This is a genomic window from Pseudomonas sp. MWU13-2862, from assembly GCF_023242495.1.
Lineage (GTDB): Bacteria > Pseudomonadota > Gammaproteobacteria > Pseudomonadales > Pseudomonadaceae > Aquipseudomonas > Aquipseudomonas gingeri_D.
In genome coordinates, this window is record NZ_JALMEZ010000005.1 from 227,991 (window position 1) to 242,289 (window position 14,299).

At 61.2% G+C, this 14,299-nt stretch carries 16 protein-coding genes; 5 read left to right on the plus strand and 11 right to left on the minus strand.

The features are described 5' to 3' along the window. Positions 1-3: 3 nt before the first annotated feature. Complete coding sequence (locus tag M5C56_RS11320) at positions 4-1,029, plus strand: AAA family ATPase (protein ID WP_103494230.1); 1,026 nt, start codon at positions 4-6, stop codon at positions 1,027-1,029. A 35-nt stretch (positions 1,030-1,064) separates the two neighbouring features. Continuing rightward, positions 1,065-1,676 (plus strand): VWA domain-containing protein, encoded by a 612-nt coding sequence (locus tag M5C56_RS11325; protein ID WP_103494231.1) that lies wholly within the window; start codon positions 1,065-1,067, stop codon positions 1,674-1,676. A gap of 162 nt (positions 1,677-1,838) precedes the next feature. Here M5C56_RS11325 and M5C56_RS11330 read toward each other — a convergent pair whose 3' ends face one another. Continuing rightward, positions 1,839-2,102 (minus strand): hypothetical protein, encoded by a 264-nt coding sequence (locus tag M5C56_RS11330; RefSeq protein ID WP_100943402.1) that lies wholly within the window; start codon positions 2,100-2,102, stop codon positions 1,839-1,841. A 360-nt stretch (positions 2,103-2,462) separates the two neighbouring features. Between M5C56_RS11330 and M5C56_RS11335 the strand changes: the two genes are divergently transcribed. After that, positions 2,463-3,788: a sigma-54 dependent transcriptional regulator gene (locus M5C56_RS11335; protein ID WP_103494232.1), complete on the plus strand. Its 1,326-nt coding sequence runs from the start codon at positions 2,463-2,465 to the stop codon at positions 3,786-3,788. Positions 3,789-3,855: 67 nt separating this feature from the next. Here the strand turns inward: M5C56_RS11335 and M5C56_RS11340 are convergent, their stop codons facing one another. The 8 genes from M5C56_RS11340 to M5C56_RS11375 form a co-directional block, all read right to left on the minus strand. Next, positions 3,856-5,157 carry a hypothetical protein gene (locus tag M5C56_RS11340; RefSeq protein WP_103494233.1) on the minus strand — a complete coding sequence of 434 codons (1,302 nt, stop codon included), beginning with the start codon at positions 5,155-5,157 and terminating at the stop codon, positions 3,856-3,858. A 49-nt stretch (positions 5,158-5,206) separates the two neighbouring features. Then, a complete protein-coding gene (locus tag M5C56_RS11345) occupies positions 5,207-5,956 on the minus strand; it encodes a hypothetical protein (RefSeq protein ID WP_103494234.1) in 750 nt (249 codons plus the stop codon). A 43-nt stretch (positions 5,957-5,999) separates the two neighbouring features. Beyond that, positions 6,000-6,680, minus strand: coding sequence for a C39 family peptidase (locus M5C56_RS11350; RefSeq protein WP_103494268.1), 681 nt, complete (start codon positions 6,678-6,680; stop codon positions 6,000-6,002). A gap of 63 nt (positions 6,681-6,743) precedes the next feature. Next, positions 6,744-7,718 (minus strand): heme utilization protein, encoded by a 975-nt coding sequence (locus tag M5C56_RS11355; RefSeq protein ID WP_103494235.1) that lies wholly within the window; start codon positions 7,716-7,718, stop codon positions 6,744-6,746. Between the two features lie 65 nt (positions 7,719-7,783). Next, positions 7,784-8,359, minus strand: a complete 576-nt coding sequence (locus tag M5C56_RS11360) for an adhesin (protein WP_103494236.1) — start codon at positions 8,357-8,359, stop codon at positions 7,784-7,786. 1 nt (position 8,360) lies between these two features. Beyond that, positions 8,361-8,801, minus strand: coding sequence for a hypothetical protein (locus tag M5C56_RS11365; RefSeq protein ID WP_103494237.1), 441 nt, complete (start codon positions 8,799-8,801; stop codon positions 8,361-8,363). A 338-nt stretch (positions 8,802-9,139) separates the two neighbouring features. After that, positions 9,140-9,667 (minus strand): AAA family ATPase, encoded by a 528-nt coding sequence (locus M5C56_RS11370; RefSeq protein ID WP_103494269.1) that lies wholly within the window; start codon positions 9,665-9,667, stop codon positions 9,140-9,142. A gap of 61 nt (positions 9,668-9,728) precedes the next feature. Then, a complete protein-coding gene (locus M5C56_RS11375) occupies positions 9,729-11,363 on the minus strand; it encodes a methyl-accepting chemotaxis protein (RefSeq protein WP_103494238.1) in 1,635 nt (544 codons plus the stop codon). A gap of 295 nt (positions 11,364-11,658) precedes the next feature. Here M5C56_RS11375 and M5C56_RS11380 point away from each other — a divergent pair, with 295 nt between their 5' ends. Continuing rightward, positions 11,659-12,486, plus strand: coding sequence for an undecaprenyl-diphosphate phosphatase (locus M5C56_RS11380; RefSeq protein ID WP_103494239.1), 828 nt, complete (start codon positions 11,659-11,661; stop codon positions 12,484-12,486). Next, entirely contained in the window at positions 12,483-12,914 is a 432-nt protein-coding gene (locus tag M5C56_RS11385; RefSeq protein WP_103494240.1) for a DUF1294 domain-containing protein, read from the plus strand. The genes M5C56_RS11380 and M5C56_RS11385 overlap by 4 nt, the downstream gene beginning before the upstream one ends. Here M5C56_RS11385 and M5C56_RS11390 read toward each other — a convergent pair. After that, positions 12,909-13,268: an MmcQ/YjbR family DNA-binding protein gene (locus M5C56_RS11390; protein ID WP_103494241.1), complete on the minus strand. Its 360-nt coding sequence runs from the start codon at positions 13,266-13,268 to the stop codon at positions 12,909-12,911. The genes M5C56_RS11385 and M5C56_RS11390 overlap by 6 nt on opposite strands. Further along, positions 13,265-14,173 carry a LysR substrate-binding domain-containing protein gene (locus tag M5C56_RS11395; protein ID WP_103494242.1) on the minus strand — a complete coding sequence of 303 codons (909 nt, stop codon included), beginning with the start codon at positions 14,171-14,173 and terminating at the stop codon, positions 13,265-13,267. Before M5C56_RS11395 ends, M5C56_RS11390 begins: the two co-directional genes overlap by 4 nt. Positions 14,174-14,299 lie beyond the last annotated feature (126 nt).

Sequence of the window (14,299 nt, forward strand, 5' to 3'; positions counted from 1 at the left end):
GCCATGAGCGATACCCCGCATTTCCCGCTGTCGGCCGTGGTCGGCGCCGACGACCTGAAACTGGCGCTGTGCCTGACGGCGATTGACCCGAAGATCGGCGGCGTGCTGATCGAGGGCCCACGGGGCATGGCCAAGTCGACCCTGGCCCGTGGGCTGGCGGATCTGTTGGCCAGCGGGTTGTTCGTCACCTTGCCCCTGGGGGCGACGGAAGAGCGGCTGGTGGGCACCCTTGATCTGGACGCGGCCTTGGGCGAAGGCCGGGCGCAGTTTTCCCCCGGCGTGCTGGCGAAGGCCGACGGCGGGGTGCTCTATGTCGATGAGGTCAACCTGCTGCCCGATCATCTGGTGGACCTGTTGCTGGACGTCGCCGCCAGTGGCGTCAATCGGGTGGAGCGCGATGGTATTTCCCATCGGCACTCGGCGCGGTTCGTATTGATCGGCACCATGAACCCGGAGGAGGGCGAGTTGCGTCCGCAACTGCTGGACCGTTTCGGCCTCAACGTAGCCCTCAGCGGCCAGCCGCAGCCGAGCGAGCGGGGGCAGATTATCCGTCGGCGCCTGGATTTTGATAGTGACCCGCAAGGTTTCTGCGAGCAGTGGGCGCCGGCGCAGGAGGCCTTGCGCGAGCGCTGCCGCCAGGCCCGGGCACGCCTGCCGGAGATCGCCCTGGATGACCAGGCCCTGGAGGCGATTACCGAACGCTGCTTTGCGGCGGGTGTCGACGGCATGCGCGCCGACCTGGTGTGGTTGCGTGCCGCCCGGGCTCATGCGGCCTGGCGCGGTGCCGGGCAGATCTCCCCGGAGGATATCGAGGCGGTGGCCGAGTTTGCCTTGCGCCATCGTCGTCGCGAAGGTGTGCCGCCAACCTCGGCACCGGCCTCGAATCCGGGGGCAGCGCCCCAGTCGGCAAGCGAGCCCGGCGAGGGCCAGGGGCAATGGGGTGAGCTGCCGGCCCAGGCCTTGCCGGTGGGGGCGCGCCGGGAAATTCCGAGCTGGCCAAAAAAGCCCCAGGCATCCGCCCTCGACTGAAACCGGGGGCGGATGCCAGGCCTCGGTCAGGTCGTTTGTCCGCTGGGCGTCAAGGCGTCAGCAGGGCTGGTGATAGCGGTGCGATCAGTTGGGTGGAGACCTTGCTGGGCGGGCGCCCGCGTCTGCGCAAGGACCTGCGCTTTCGTCCGCGCAGCCGCTCGCCCCATGAACTGTGGCTGGTGATTGTCGATGCTTCGGCCTCGACCCGCCGGCACCATGCGTTGAGTGAGGCCAAGGGCTTGCTGGCGCAGGTGTTTGACGATGCTTATCGGCAGCGGGCGCGCCTGGCGTTGATGACTGCCAGCGGTGATCGGCCCAAGTGGCAGCTTCAGGGTTTGAAAGCTTCGAGTGATTTACGCGGTTGGCTGGAGGACTTGGGAGCAGGGGGCGGAACGCCTTTGCAGGCAGCGCTGGCGCAAGCGGCGGATTGGTTGGCCAAGCGGCAGAAACGCTTTGCGGCTGAACAGCAGCGGGTGCTGTTGCTGACGGATGGGCGTTTGAAAGCCTGGTCGGGCTTGCCGGTCTTTAACTGCCAGGCGTTGCTGGTGGACCTGGAAAAAGGTCCGATCCGCCTGGGACGTGCCGTGCGGTTGGCGGCGGAACTGGGCGCGCAGTATCGGCATATCGAAGAGCTTTCGACACCCTGAAAGACACTGCGATCGTGCGGGAGAACGCGGTCAACTGTAGGAGCAGAGCTTGCTCGCGAACCGCTGCAAGCGGCCATACACCTTGGAGCTACGGCGCCTATGAATCCGCCTTCGCGAGCAAGCTCTGCTCCTACAAGGTTTTGCGTGTTCTCTGGAGCGCTATCAGGCCGACAATGTCCACGGCTGCAGGTCGTAGCCTTTCTGGCTCAACTCCGCACGGGCCTGTTGCAGCAGGCTGACCAACTGCTCGGAGTCGGAGTAGGCGCTGCAAGGAATCTGCTGGCGACCGATGCTGTTGTTGGTCCGGTCGATCACGGTCAGGCTCAGTTCGCCTTTGTCTTGTGCCACCCAGGCAACACATTGGAATGGCTTGAGGGCCTGGCCGGCCATCAGAAGTGCTTCGTTCATACGGAGCGGGGCGTTCATGGGTTTTCTCTCAAGTATGCCCAAACAATTTCGCTGGACCGTCGGTTTGGGCTCACCGTTTCGGTCGGTTACTTGTACTGATGTCCGATCGCGGGCATCAGGTCACACAAGTCATAAAGTTTTTTTCACTTTCTTTCATATACTCAGTTCAAGCCCCGGTATGGCCACGTCCGCTCCGCCAAACCAGTAGCGGTGGCCCGAAGGCTCTGGCTTGCAGCTTTCCGGATCTATGGCTTATGCATCGGCAAAGTTATAACCAAACGGTACAAGCCTGCGTCAAGTTCTTGCTAGTGTTACAGGCAGGTTTGCCAACTGCTTGTTTCTAATAAATATTTAAAACTCTGGCGCCAAGGATCAGTCATGCAAGAAGCGGTTCCGCTCAGACGCCTGCTGGTGGTTGATCCCTGCGATGATTGTCATCGCCTGTTACCTGGCTTGCGCACCGTCGGCTGGGATGTCGACAGTTGCAATCTGGACGCCGCCCTCGACCGTTCCTGCGATGTCGGTCTGTTGCGTCTGCAACCGTTTCATCTCGAACGCCCTGAAGCGGTCAAGGACCTGATCAGCCGCAGCGGCACCGAGTGGATCGCGGTCCTCAGCCAGGAAGTGCTGCGTTTGCAGAACGTCGGTGACTTCGTGTGCGAGTGGTTCTTCGATTTCCATACTTTGCCCTTCGATGTTTCCCGCGTACAGGTGACATTAGGTCGCGCCTTCGGCATGGCGCGCTTGCGCGGCCAGGGTTCGATCCATGTCGACCAGCCGGAGCACGAGTTGCTCGGCGACAGCCGGCCGATCCGCGAGCTGCGCAAGCTGCTGGGCAAACTGGCGCCCACCGAGTCGCCGGTGTTGATCCGTGGGGAAAGCGGGACCGGCAAGGAGTTGGTGGCGCGCACCCTGCATCGTCAGTCCCAACGACACGCCAAGCCATTCGTGGCGATCAATTGCGGGGCGATTCCGGAACACCTGATCCAGTCCGAGCTGTTCGGCCATGAGAAAGGCGCCTTTACCGGAGCGCACCAGCGCAAGGTCGGGCGCATCGAAGCGGCCAACGGCGGCACCTTGTTTCTCGATGAAATCGGCGACTTGCCCCTGGAGTTGCAGGCCAATCTGTTGCGTTTCCTCCAGGAAAAGCACATCGAGCGAGTCGGCGGCAGCCAGCCCATCGCGGTGGATGTACGGGTGCTGGCGGCGACCCATGTCGATCTGGAAGCCGCCATCGGCAGCGGGCGTTTCCGCGAGGACCTCTATTATCGGCTCAACGTCTTGCAAGTGATAACGGCGCCACTGCGCGAACGGCATGGCGATGTGGCGATGCTGGCCAACCATTTTTCCCATTTCTACAGCCAGGAAACCGGGCGCCGGCCGCGTAGTTTCAGTGAAGAGGCCTTGGTCGCCCTGGGCAATCATGCCTGGCCGGGCAATGTCCGCGAGCTGGCCAATCGGGTCAGGCGCGGGCTGGTGCTGGCCGAGGGGCGGCAGATCGAGGCCCGGGACCTGGGTTTGAACAGCCTGCCGTGCGACAGCGCACCCATGGGCACCCTCGAAGACTATGTGCACCGTGCCGAGCACCAGGCACTGTGCGATGTGTTGAACCGGCACAGCGACAATATGAGCGTGGCCGCCCGGGTGCTGGGGGTGTCACGTCCGACTTTCTATCGATTGCTGCACAAGCACCAGATCCGCTAGGGCGCGGTGAGCGAAACGAAAAGGCCCGCAGCGTTTGCACGTTGCGGGCCTTTTCCATGGGGCTGCGTCAGAAGTAGTAGGGGAATTTCACGCTGAAGGAGAAGTCCGGCGCGTCGGGGGTCATGCCCAGGGACAGCATGGGTACGATGGTGAGGTTCGGCGAAGCGGCAATGGTCATGCCGATGTTGAAGAACCCCGAGTTGGCATCGCTGCCGATCACGTTCTGCCAGCTCTGACCGCTCTGCTGGAGCTTGCTCCTGCTTTGCACCAGGTCCGAGAACGAGAAGGACATGCTCATCTTCTCGTTCAGGGCGAAGGCCACGCCCGCGCCGATCTGGAAGCTGTCGCCGAGCTGGACCTTGCCGGGAACGACCACACCCTGTTGTGCACTGATATCGTTGAACGATTGCTCGAAGTTGTGAGTGTAGGCCAAGGTGCCGAACAGCACGGCCGGGTCAAAGGTTTTGACCAGCGAGATGCCGGGTGTGACGGACCAGACACCGTTGCCGGTCGGCAAGCTTTGCGGATAAGTCAGGCTGGTGCTTTGAGACGAGGTGAGGAACTTGATGCCATACGGATCCTTGCCGGTAGGCGCCTTGATCCGGAAACTGAAGACGGCATCCGGCCAGTTCTCCGACTCGTCGAGGAACTTGTAGGCCACGCCGAAGTTGACGTCGCCCAAGGCCGGGTCCTGTCTCACCGTTTGCTCGACGGTGGTGCCGGCTGCGCCACCGTTGCCGCCTCCGGCTTGATAGACCGAGTCCCGGTAGACGATCGGGGCGTTTATGTCGAACTGCCAACGGTTGTCGAGGTTATAACGGCCGGTCAGGTCGAGCGTCCAGGTATCGGACTTGATCCGATCCAGGTTGATATTGCCGAGGAAGATCGAGTCCAGGGCCAGAAAGCCGTTGAGAAACAGCTGCCGGGTATCGTAGTGCGAATACGTGACACCCGTCTCGACACTGAACTTGCCATTGCCAAAGAAGCCGCTGGCCTCGTTGTACAGGTCGGACACACTCTGGGCCGGTGCTGAATCATCCTTGAGGGACTGGCCATAAGAGGCGCCAGATGTGCTGGCCGCTGAGCCTGGAGCGCTCGCGCCGGCCGCCGCCACCGTTTGCCCCTTTTTCAGGTCCGCCGGGGATTTGACCAGGCGTTTGGGCGGTGGCGGTGCCGGTTGATCCTCGACCTGACGAACCCGTTGTTCCAGTACCGACAACGCTTGTTGCTGTTGTACGTAGCGTTGTTTCAGCTCCTGGAGTTCCTGTTTCAGGGCCTCTACCTCGGGGTCAGTTGCTGCTTGCAGCATCGTCGCCGGGAAGAGCGCACCCACACATACCGCCATGCGTAGAGAGAGCGATAGAGACATGAGATAAGTCGTCCTTTTCTGACATCCAATGGTCGAAAATGAGCGTAGTTCAGAATCCCATACTGCGTAGTCCCTTGAGTTGAGTCAGGCTGCAATCCAGTGCTCCCACGGTAGGCATGTTGTTCTGCAACACCACATTGAGTTGGGTCATGCTGTTGACCAGGTTGTTGCCACCCAGCAGGGTAGTGGACTGCAACACACCGCCCTGGGCGATCTGTTGCAGCGCGTTGCCCTGATTGTTGTTGGCCAGTATCTGCATTTTCACGCCGCTGGCCGCGGCAGAGACGGTGACGCTGCCGGCGGCACCGGAGCCGGTAATGCTGCCGCCGCTGGTGAGCGCCTGGCCCATTTGCTGAGGGCTGGTCGGGACCTGGTTCGCTTCACTGACATTGATCGCCACGTTGTTGCTGGCACCGTTGCCGTCGCCAGCGGCACGCACTACCTGGGTCACTCCCGCCGAGGCGTTCAGGCCGGCACCGCCGATCACCGTGCCGGTGCCCTGGGTGGGGGCCGCCCCGTTGCCCTGGGTGCTGAAGGTGGTGACGTAGAACTGCGGTTTGACAGTCGATTGCTGGATTTGCAGGGAAGTGGCCGCGCCGATGATGTCGCCCCGGGCGTTGGTCCAACTGCTTTGCATGACAATGCCGAAACTGATGATGCGTCCTGGCATGACGTAGCGACCACGCAGTTCGGACATCTCTGAATCTTTCAGTTCGATAGGCTTGAAGGGCAGGGTTGCGTGTGCCGGCAGGCAGGTGAGTGCCAGGCAACTGACCATCAACCAGTGTGAGTTTTTCATGTGCTGCTCCCGGAGCATCCTGCCCCTTTATTTTTAGTTCACCTTAGAAGAAGTCGCTCTGGATAAAGCCGAAATCCATCAGTTCCGCGTCCTTGACCGGGTGGAAGGTGTCCAGCTTGTTCTTGGCCGTCAGCGGGGCCGGTGGGTCGAGCAAGGCGTTGCTCTTGTCGTAGCCGGGACCGATGATGGCGAAGATGATGCCGTTCCAGCCTTTCTGGAAGTCGGCCTTGCTGTAGCGCTTGTGGCCCAGTACCGGGTCGCCGATATAGACCCAGTCCTTGTCGGCGCGCTGCATCACCACGAAATGCTTGTAGCCGCGGATCTCCATCATCACCACGACCGGAATGGTCACGCTGGGCAGGCTGTCGGCGGGAATCTTGTAGCCCCTGGCGCGCATGCCGATGCTTTCGATGTAGCGCTTCATGTCCAGCATGGAGAAGCCTTGCTTCTTGACCAGCTCCTGGTCGGAGGTGGTCAGCATGCCTTTGATGATCTGTTCTTCGTTGACGTCCAGCCAGTAGGCCTGGCGCAACAAGGTGGCGAGTGCGGCGGCACCACAACTGAAGTCGGTCTTCTGCTCGACCAGGTCGGAAAAACGCCGTTCGCGAATGCTTTGTACGTGCTTGTAGAAAACCACTGCACCCGGCAGGCCGGGCACGGCCATGGTCGCGGCCTGAATAGGGATGGAGAGAAAAAGCGCGAGGGCAAGGGCGATAGTACGCATGGTCATACGCCTCTCAGAGCTGAAAAAAGAGCCCCGTTTCCGGGGCTCTCAGTACTGTTGCCACTACATGCAGGCGCGGCAGCCTGCTGCGATGGACAGGGTGTTGCCTTGTTGGTTGCCGACACCGGCCGCCACGTTGGCACCCACATTGCCCGAGGCATTGTTGAGCGAGTTGTTGATGCTGGCGTTGTTGACCACAGGCATGGTCCAGCCGTTAGGTGTCATCACTTGATAGGTGGCGACGCCATTCAGGTCGATAGTCCCCATCTCGGTACCTTTGATGGTTTCTTTCCCTTTGCCGTTGTCTCCGCCACCCCAGCCGTCATTGCCATAACCGCCTTTGCCGCTGCTTTCGGTGCCTGAGAAGGTCCCTTTGTAGCTGCCATCAATATCGATAGTGGCTTTGAGGGTGGTGACTTTGTAGGCTTGTACCGCGGCGTTGGCCACTTGCAGGCCGTTGGAGTTCTGGGTAGCCGCGCCGGTTGCCGACGCGACACGACCGCCGGATACGGCGATGGCCAGGTCGTTTTTCTGTTGGTTGAAGTTGCCGGCAGCAACGTTGACACCCATGTTGCCGGAGCCGTTGTTACCAGAGTTGTTCAATGACCCATTGTTCTGGGTGGATTGGTTCAGGACCGTGTTGTTGTGGTTGGTTTGGGTCAAAGTGGTGCTGGAAACGGCGCTGCCGAAGATGAAGCTTTCGTCGGCGGTGGCCAGCGCGGCTTCGTTGAGCTGCTGGTTGCCATCGCCGGCCGCGGCGTTGGCGCCCATGTTGCCGCTGGCACTGTTCAACGAGCTGTTGATGCTGCCGTTGTTCTGGGTGCCTTCGTTGACGACGGAGTTGCCGTGGCTGTCCTGGGTGTCATTCACCGAGGCGGTGGCGCCTGCGGTGATTTGCAGCAGGGTCGCCAGGTCCGGGCCTTTGTCATGGTCATGATGACGACGACCGTGTCCTTCATCACCGCCTGCCTGAGCGGCCATTGCCATGATGGCGGCCAGAGCGAAGACCAGTGGTTTGAGAGCCATTGTAGGTTTCATGGTGTGTATCTCCGTGCTTATTAGTTGAGTTAAGTGTTGGTACTTTCTAATGGGCACTGCACGGGTCAATCAGCGACCCGGATACTGAGGGTGTTGGCCATACGGTTGCCCACCCCCGCGCTCTGGCTCACCTGAATCACGCCCCGGCTGCCGGTGAAGGCCTGGTCGCTGGTAACGACCTGGCGACTGCCGGAGGGTGTGGATGAGTCCGAGTTCGGTGACAGCGCCACGTTCTGTTGGGACAGGACGCTGTCGTCGATGCTTTGCGGCGCGGCACTGATGCTGATCCGCACGGCATTGATCATCTGGTTGTTGGCACCGGCGGATTGGTTGACCCCAACCATGCCGTTGCCGTTACTGAAAGAGTTGCCCTGGATGGCCGCCTTGGCGTCGATTGCCGTACTGGCCCCGGTGGTGATTTTCTGGTTCAGCGAGGTCGTGGCACTGGCGTTGGTGCCGACCGCGATGGCGCGGCTGTTGAGCTGTTGCTGCTGGTCGCCGGCGGCCTGGTTGACCATCACGTTGCCGTTGTATTGCTGGCTACTGTTGTTGATCGTGGCGCTGTCGATAACCGGGCTACCGGAGTCGGCCAGTACGCCGGCGCTACTGAACAGGGCGAGAAGAAACAGTGAATGGCGCATGTCATTGCCCCTTGCCGATGGCGCCGAGGGCGTTCATACCCGCCGACAGCCCATGGTTGATCGTGTTGGCGATGCTGGCGCCATTGCCGCCGCCGTGTCCGGCGGTCATCCCTGGCAGGCCATTGGGGTTGTTCAGGCCGGGCATGCTGGTGGTATTGGTGGTGATCAGTTGGCTAATGGAGCCGCCGGTACTGATGCCAGCGATATCGCCATCACTCAGTTCCTGGCCGGTGGTCGAGGTGATTACGGCGGAAGGGTTGGCGTTGACCGTGGTGGGGTTGGGATCAGGTTGTAGGGCCGGGCGGCCATAACTCTGTGGTTGCACGGTACGATCAAGGACAATCACTCCGTTGCCACCGGCCTGGGCCGTGAGGCAGAGCATCGAACTGATCGCGCAACTGATCAGCACGGTGCGGGTAAAGCCGGTAGTGAAAGTCCCCATGACGGCATTCCTTCTTCAGTACGCTGGCCCTAGCCTGGCGTTTGAGAGGGAAAGAGCAGAAGCTGTGCCGCTTTTTGTTTTTCCTTTTAAAACAATGGGTTGTTTTGGAAGGCAAATGAATCGCGTGAAAACTGTTTCACGGATGAGACAGTATCGAGGGGGGCAGACGGGGAGATTTCGGCGCAACGCGGTAATACGGGCCTTTCAGGGGAGGTGTATCAGGGGCTTAACACTTGGGGCAGTGCCGTGCCTGAACCGTTGATTTTGAGGCTTCGCCTGTGTAGCGGGTGTTTCAGAAATGGACACTGATCCCGATTTTCCTGGGGTTTTCGGCGTTTTCAGGCACTTTCAAGCAGCCGGGCGACGGCCGCGAAGGCCTGCTCGCGACGCGCCTGCCAATCGCCTTCGATCACCGTTACCGGTTGTCCATGCTGTAACAGCCAATCCAGGCTGGCGGCGAAAAAGGTCTGGCGTTCACCCAGCTCCGGTTGGCAGCGCTGGCCATCGTCGATCCAGCCCACGCCTTCGGGACGCAGTAACAGGTGCAGGTCATAGTGGCGCGCCAGCAGGGCCTGTTCGATCCACGCCGGGCATTCGCCGAACAGGATCCGGCTCCAGAGCAGATTGCTCAGCAAGTGGGTGTCGAGAATCAGCAGCCTGGGGGCCTGCGCGCGAGCCGCATCCTCCCAATCAAGCTGCCCGCGGGCGATGGCCGGGATATCCTCCAGGCAAGTATCACGCGGGTTGCACTCGATGAAATAACGCACGTATTCGCCCACCACCAGGCCACCGAAATGGGCTTGCAGTTCGGCGGACAGCCAGCTTTTACCACTGGATTCAGGCCCCGCCAGGACAATGACCTTCATGGGCGCGGGCATGGGAATTCCTTGGGCTCGAAAAAAGGAGGGCGATTGTACCCTCCCGCTCTCAGACCTTGAACTGCTTGAGCAAGGTATTGAGTTGCTGGCTCAGGTTCTTGAGCTTTTCACTGTCGACACTCGATTGCTCGGCCGCCAGGGCCGTGCTGTGGGACAGGCCCGCCGCGTCGGTGACGTTCTGGTTGATTTCCTCCACCACATGGGACTGCTCAAGGGTGGCGCTGGCAATCGAGGCATTGAGCCCATTGAGGTTACGCAGGGCCTGGCCGATGGCGTTCAGGCTCTCACCGGCCAGGCCGGCCTGCTCGATGGTCAGTTGCGAGGCACGGCTGCTGTCGCCGATGACTTTCACCGCGGCTTCGGAATGACCTTGCAGGCGTTCGATCATCGACTGGATCTCCGCCGTGGACTTCTGGGTGCGCTGGGCCAGCAGGCGCACTTCATCGGCGACCACGGCAAAGCCGCGACCCTGTTCACCGGCCCGGGCGGCTTCGATGGCGGCGTTCAGGGCCAGCAGGTTGGTCTGTTCGGCAATCGAGCGAATCACTTCCAGGACGCTGCCGATCTGCGTGCTTTCGGCCGCCAGGGTGCGGATCACCTCCACCGCCTGGTTGATGGTGGCGGAGAGTGAATCGATCTGTTGCAGGCTGTTGTCGATATTCAGTTGGCCCTGGCGCGCCTGGGCTTCGGCATCACGCATCTCGCTGGCGGCCTGCTCGGCATTCTTGGCCACGTCCTGCACGCCATAGGTGACTTCGTTGATCGCCGTCGCCACCATTTCCATCTGTTGCGATTGCTGCTGGCTGCGGGCCTGGGCCTGGGTGGCGTTGCTGCCCAGGTCGCTGGAGGACTGGCCGAGTGCGGTGGCCGAGTCCTGGAGCTGACCAACCACGCTGCGCAGCTTGCTGGTAAACCCGTTGAAATGGCGGGCCAGTTGCGTTACTTCATCCTGCCCGTGGGTATCGAGGCTGTGGGTCAGGTCGCTTTCACCGCTGGCGATATTGGCCATGGCGTTCACGGTTTCCTGCAGGGGGCGCACGATGCTGCGGGCAATCATCGTCACCAGCAACGCCATGATCAGCGCAATCCCCAGGCCGATCAGCGACGCTCGCCAGACCTGGCCGTAGAACTCGTCCTGCAGGTCGTCGACGTACACGCCCGAGCCGAGGATCCAGCCCCAGGGTTCGAAGAGCTGGACATAGGAGGTTTTCTGTACCGGGGCGCTGGCCCCCGGTTTTGGCCAGCGATAGTTGATCATCCCCGCGCCCTTGGCCTTGGTCAGGGTGACCATCTCGTTGAACAGGGCGTAGCCGTCCGGGTCCTTGATCCCTGACAGGTCCTGGCCTTCAAGCTTGGGGTTGGCCGGGTGCATGATCATCACCGGGCGCAGGTCGTTGATCCAGAAATAGTCGGTCTGGTTGTAGCGCAGGCCGCGGATCACGTTCATGGCCTGCTTCTGCGCGGCGTCGCGGCTGAGGGTGCCGGCGGTTTCCAGGTCATGGTAGTAGTTGAGGATGCCACTGGCGACCTGGACCACGTGCTGGGTCTTCTGCGCCTTGCCCTGGTACAGGTCGTCATGGATCTGCTGGAGCATCAACAGGCCCAGGGTCAGCAGCATCGCCATGGCGACGATGAGGATGAGCCACAACCGCCGACTGATCGACACATTTCGCAAACTATTCATGAGGACACCGCTCCTTGTTTCTTCTTGTTGTGATCATCGCCAATCTGCATCCAAACAGGTTTTATCGCTCCTGCCCAGCAGGCTTTTGGCTACTTTCCTGGCAGCCACAAACAGACGTGTCTGATAGGATCTCGGCCCGAAACTGACAAACCTGAGTTGATGTTTGATTTTTCAGGCATTTTTTACGCTTTGACGACAAGTGGTGCGGCACGCTGTGTACCTGTTGTCATGGGCAACTGATCGAGCGTCGAATTTTTCAAGTGCCGCGCGGGGTGTGCGGCAGCATGGGGGAATAATGGATCTGTGGACCGCCGTACAGGCAGTGATTCTGGGTATTGTCGAGGGTTTGACGGAGTTCTTGCCGATCTCCAGCACTGGGCACCAGATTATCGTCGCGGACCTGCTGAATTTCGGTGGGGAACGGGCGATTGCCTTCAATATCATTATCCAGCTCGGGGCGATCCTGGCGGTTGTCTGGGAGTTTCGTCACAAGGTGTTCTCGGTGGTCCGGGACCTGCCGACGCAGCGCAATGCCCAGCGCTTTACTTTCAACCTGCTGGTGGCGTTCCTGCCGGCGGTGGTGCTGGGGGTGTTGTTCAAGGAGGTTATCGCCACCTATCTGTTCAACCCGATCACCGTCGCCGCCGCGCTGGTGGTGGGCGGCTTGATCATCCTCTGGGCCGAGCGCCGCCAGCACGTGGTGCATGCCGAGACGGTGGATGAGATCACCTGGAAAGATGCCCTGAAGGTCGGCTTCGCCCAATGCCTGGCGATGATCCCCGGCACCTCGCGTTCCGGTGCGACCATTATCGGCGGCTTGCTGTTCGGGCTGTCGCGCAAGACCGCCACCGAGTTTTCGTTCTTCCTGGCGATGCCGACCATGGTCGCCGCCGCGGTGTATTCCGGTTACGGTTTCCGCCATCAGTTCCAGATGGCGGACTTGCCGGTGATTGCCCTGGGTTTCGTGACGTCCTTTGTTTTCGCGATGATCGCCGTGCGCGGCTTGCTGAAGTTCATCGCCAGCCACACCTATGTGGCGTTCGCTTGGTATCGGATTGCTTTCGGCCTGGTGATCCTGGCCACCTGGCAGTTCGGCTGGGTCGACTGGTCGAGCCACGGATGAGGGCGCCACGTAACGAGGAACGTACCCGCCAGGCTGGCGGCCGGGTCCGGCATCTCAAGCTCAAGCTGGCGGTGCTGCTGGTGCTCTGCGTGTTGCCTGGATTTGGCGCGCTGAAGATGTGGCTCGGCGGTGGCTCCCCGGCACCGTTGTGGGCTTACGGACTGGTCAGCCTGCTGGCGTTTTTTCTCTACTGGAGCGACAAGCGCAAGGCTCGCGACGAAAGCTGGCGTACACCGGAGAAGGTCCTCCACGCCATCGAGCTGCTGGGCGGCTGGCCGGGGGCGCTGATCGCCCAGCAGGTGTTTCGGCACAAGACCCGCAAAGTCTCGTTTCAGTTGGTGTTCTGGTTGATCGTGCTGTTGCACCAGGTGTTCTGGATCGACTACCTGTTCCTCGGCACCAGCCTGGTGCACCTGTCGTTTCTATAACAGCAGGCCGACCTGGACGCGCTTGGGCAGTTTTGCCACCACCAGTTGGTGGGAACGCTGGATCAACCCTTGCAGTTCGTCACGGCCAAGCGGGTAGGGTGTGTCCATGATGATCCAGTGGGCCCTGGCCAGATACGGCGCGGGCCCGATCCCCGGACGGTCGACATGACCGAGGAACAGCTCCTTGTCGACCTTGAAGGCCAGGGAGTCGCCGCGCAGCCCTTGCACGGCGAACATCTTGTTGCCGGCAATGGAAAATACCCGCACGCCGCCCCATTTGTAGTCTTCCCGCGCCCCGGGCAGTGTCAGGCAGAACTGCGCGACGTCTTCCCGGCTCAGGCTTGATCCTTTCACAGTGTTCTATCTCCGCAACCTTTGAAAACTTCAGCCAGATGATCGATCCAGGCCCGCACCGCCGGCAGTACGCCGCGCCGATGGGGGTAGACGGCCTGCAACCAGCCGCCGGGCAAGGACCATTCCGGGAGTATCTGCACGAAAGTGCCGTTGGCCAACTCCTGCTCACAATACAGCATCGGCAGGACGGTAAAGCCCAGGCCGGCAAGGGCACAGGCCTTGCGCACGACAAAGTCGTCGACTCCGAGTCGGGCCTCGAGGGTCAGTTCGCGTTTTTCACCCTCGGCGTTGATCAGGCTCAGGTGCACCAGCCGATCAGCCTCCAGGGCGCCCAATACGGGTGCATTCCTGAGATCGTCCAACTGGTTGATGGGGTGTTGTTCGAGAAAGGCCGGTGTCGCCAGGATAAAGGTTTGCGCCTGACGCAGGCGGCGGGTCACCAGCAACGGGTCTTCGTCGCCTTGTTCGCGGACCCGCAGGGCGACATCGACGCCCTCGGTCACCAGGTCGACCCGCCGATTGACCATCAGCACTTCCAACTGAACCAGCGGGTGCGCGGTCAGGAAGCTGGAGATCACCCAGGGCATGAACTCCTGGGCCAGGCCCACCGGAGAGGAGACGCGCAAGCGTCCACGGGGTTCGCTGGACATGCTGGCCACCGCCTCGTCGGCCATCTCGGCCTCCAGCAGCATCGCCTGGCAATGGCGCAGGTAGCGCTCGCCGACCGCCGTGAGTTTCAGCTGGCGGGTGGTGCGTTGCAGCAAGCGCGCGCCGAGGCGTTCTTCCAGCTCGGCGATGCGTCGCGACAGGCGCGACTTGGGAATGCCCAGCAGACGCCCGGCCGCCGCGAAGCCGCCGGCTTCGACCACCTTGGCGAAGTAGTAGAGATCGTTGAGGTCCTGCATGGGCGTGACTCGATTGTTCTATGGTTGGGACAAACTATCACATTCAAGCTGTCTAATCGGCTATTGGTTTCGCCTGTAGGATTATCTCAACTTGATCGCCCAGTGGCGATCCTCACTTGGAGATCC

Excerpts from the sequence above, each read along its gene's own strand:
- M5C56_RS11320 (WP_103494230.1), top strand. The coding sequence starts at position 4 with ATGAGCGATACCCCGCATTTCCCGCTGTCGGCCGTGGTCGGCGCCGAC.
- M5C56_RS11330 (WP_100943402.1), bottom strand. The coding sequence starts at position 2,102 with ATGAACGCCCCGCTCCGTATGAACGAAGCACTTCTGATGGCCGGCCAG.
- M5C56_RS11335 (WP_103494232.1), top strand. The coding sequence starts at position 2,463 with ATGCAAGAAGCGGTTCCGCTCAGACGCCTGCTGGTGGTTGATCCCTGC.
- M5C56_RS11340 (WP_103494233.1), bottom strand. The coding sequence starts at position 5,157 with ATGTCTCTATCGCTCTCTCTACGCATGGCGGTATGTGTGGGTGCGCTC.
- M5C56_RS11345 (WP_103494234.1), bottom strand. The coding sequence starts at position 5,956 with ATGAAAAACTCACACTGGTTGATGGTCAGTTGCCTGGCACTCACCTGC.
- M5C56_RS11350 (WP_103494268.1), bottom strand. The coding sequence starts at position 6,680 with ATGCGTACTATCGCCCTTGCCCTCGCGCTTTTTCTCTCCATCCCTATT.
- M5C56_RS11355 (WP_103494235.1), bottom strand. The coding sequence starts at position 7,718 with ATGAAACCTACAATGGCTCTCAAACCACTGGTCTTCGCTCTGGCCGCC.
- M5C56_RS11360 (WP_103494236.1), bottom strand. The coding sequence starts at position 8,359 with ATGCGCCATTCACTGTTTCTTCTCGCCCTGTTCAGTAGCGCCGGCGTA.
- M5C56_RS11365 (WP_103494237.1), bottom strand. The coding sequence starts at position 8,801 with ATGGGGACTTTCACTACCGGCTTTACCCGCACCGTGCTGATCAGTTGC.
- M5C56_RS11370 (WP_103494269.1), bottom strand. The coding sequence starts at position 9,667 with ATGAAGGTCATTGTCCTGGCGGGGCCTGAATCCAGTGGTAAAAGCTGG.
- M5C56_RS11375 (WP_103494238.1), bottom strand. The coding sequence starts at position 11,363 with ATGAATAGTTTGCGAAATGTGTCGATCAGTCGGCGGTTGTGGCTCATC.
- M5C56_RS11380 (WP_103494239.1), top strand. The coding sequence starts at position 11,659 with ATGGATCTGTGGACCGCCGTACAGGCAGTGATTCTGGGTATTGTCGAG.
- M5C56_RS11385 (WP_103494240.1), top strand. The coding sequence starts at position 12,483 with ATGAGGGCGCCACGTAACGAGGAACGTACCCGCCAGGCTGGCGGCCGG.
- M5C56_RS11395 (WP_103494242.1), bottom strand. The coding sequence starts at position 14,173 with ATGCAGGACCTCAACGATCTCTACTACTTCGCCAAGGTGGTCGAAGCC.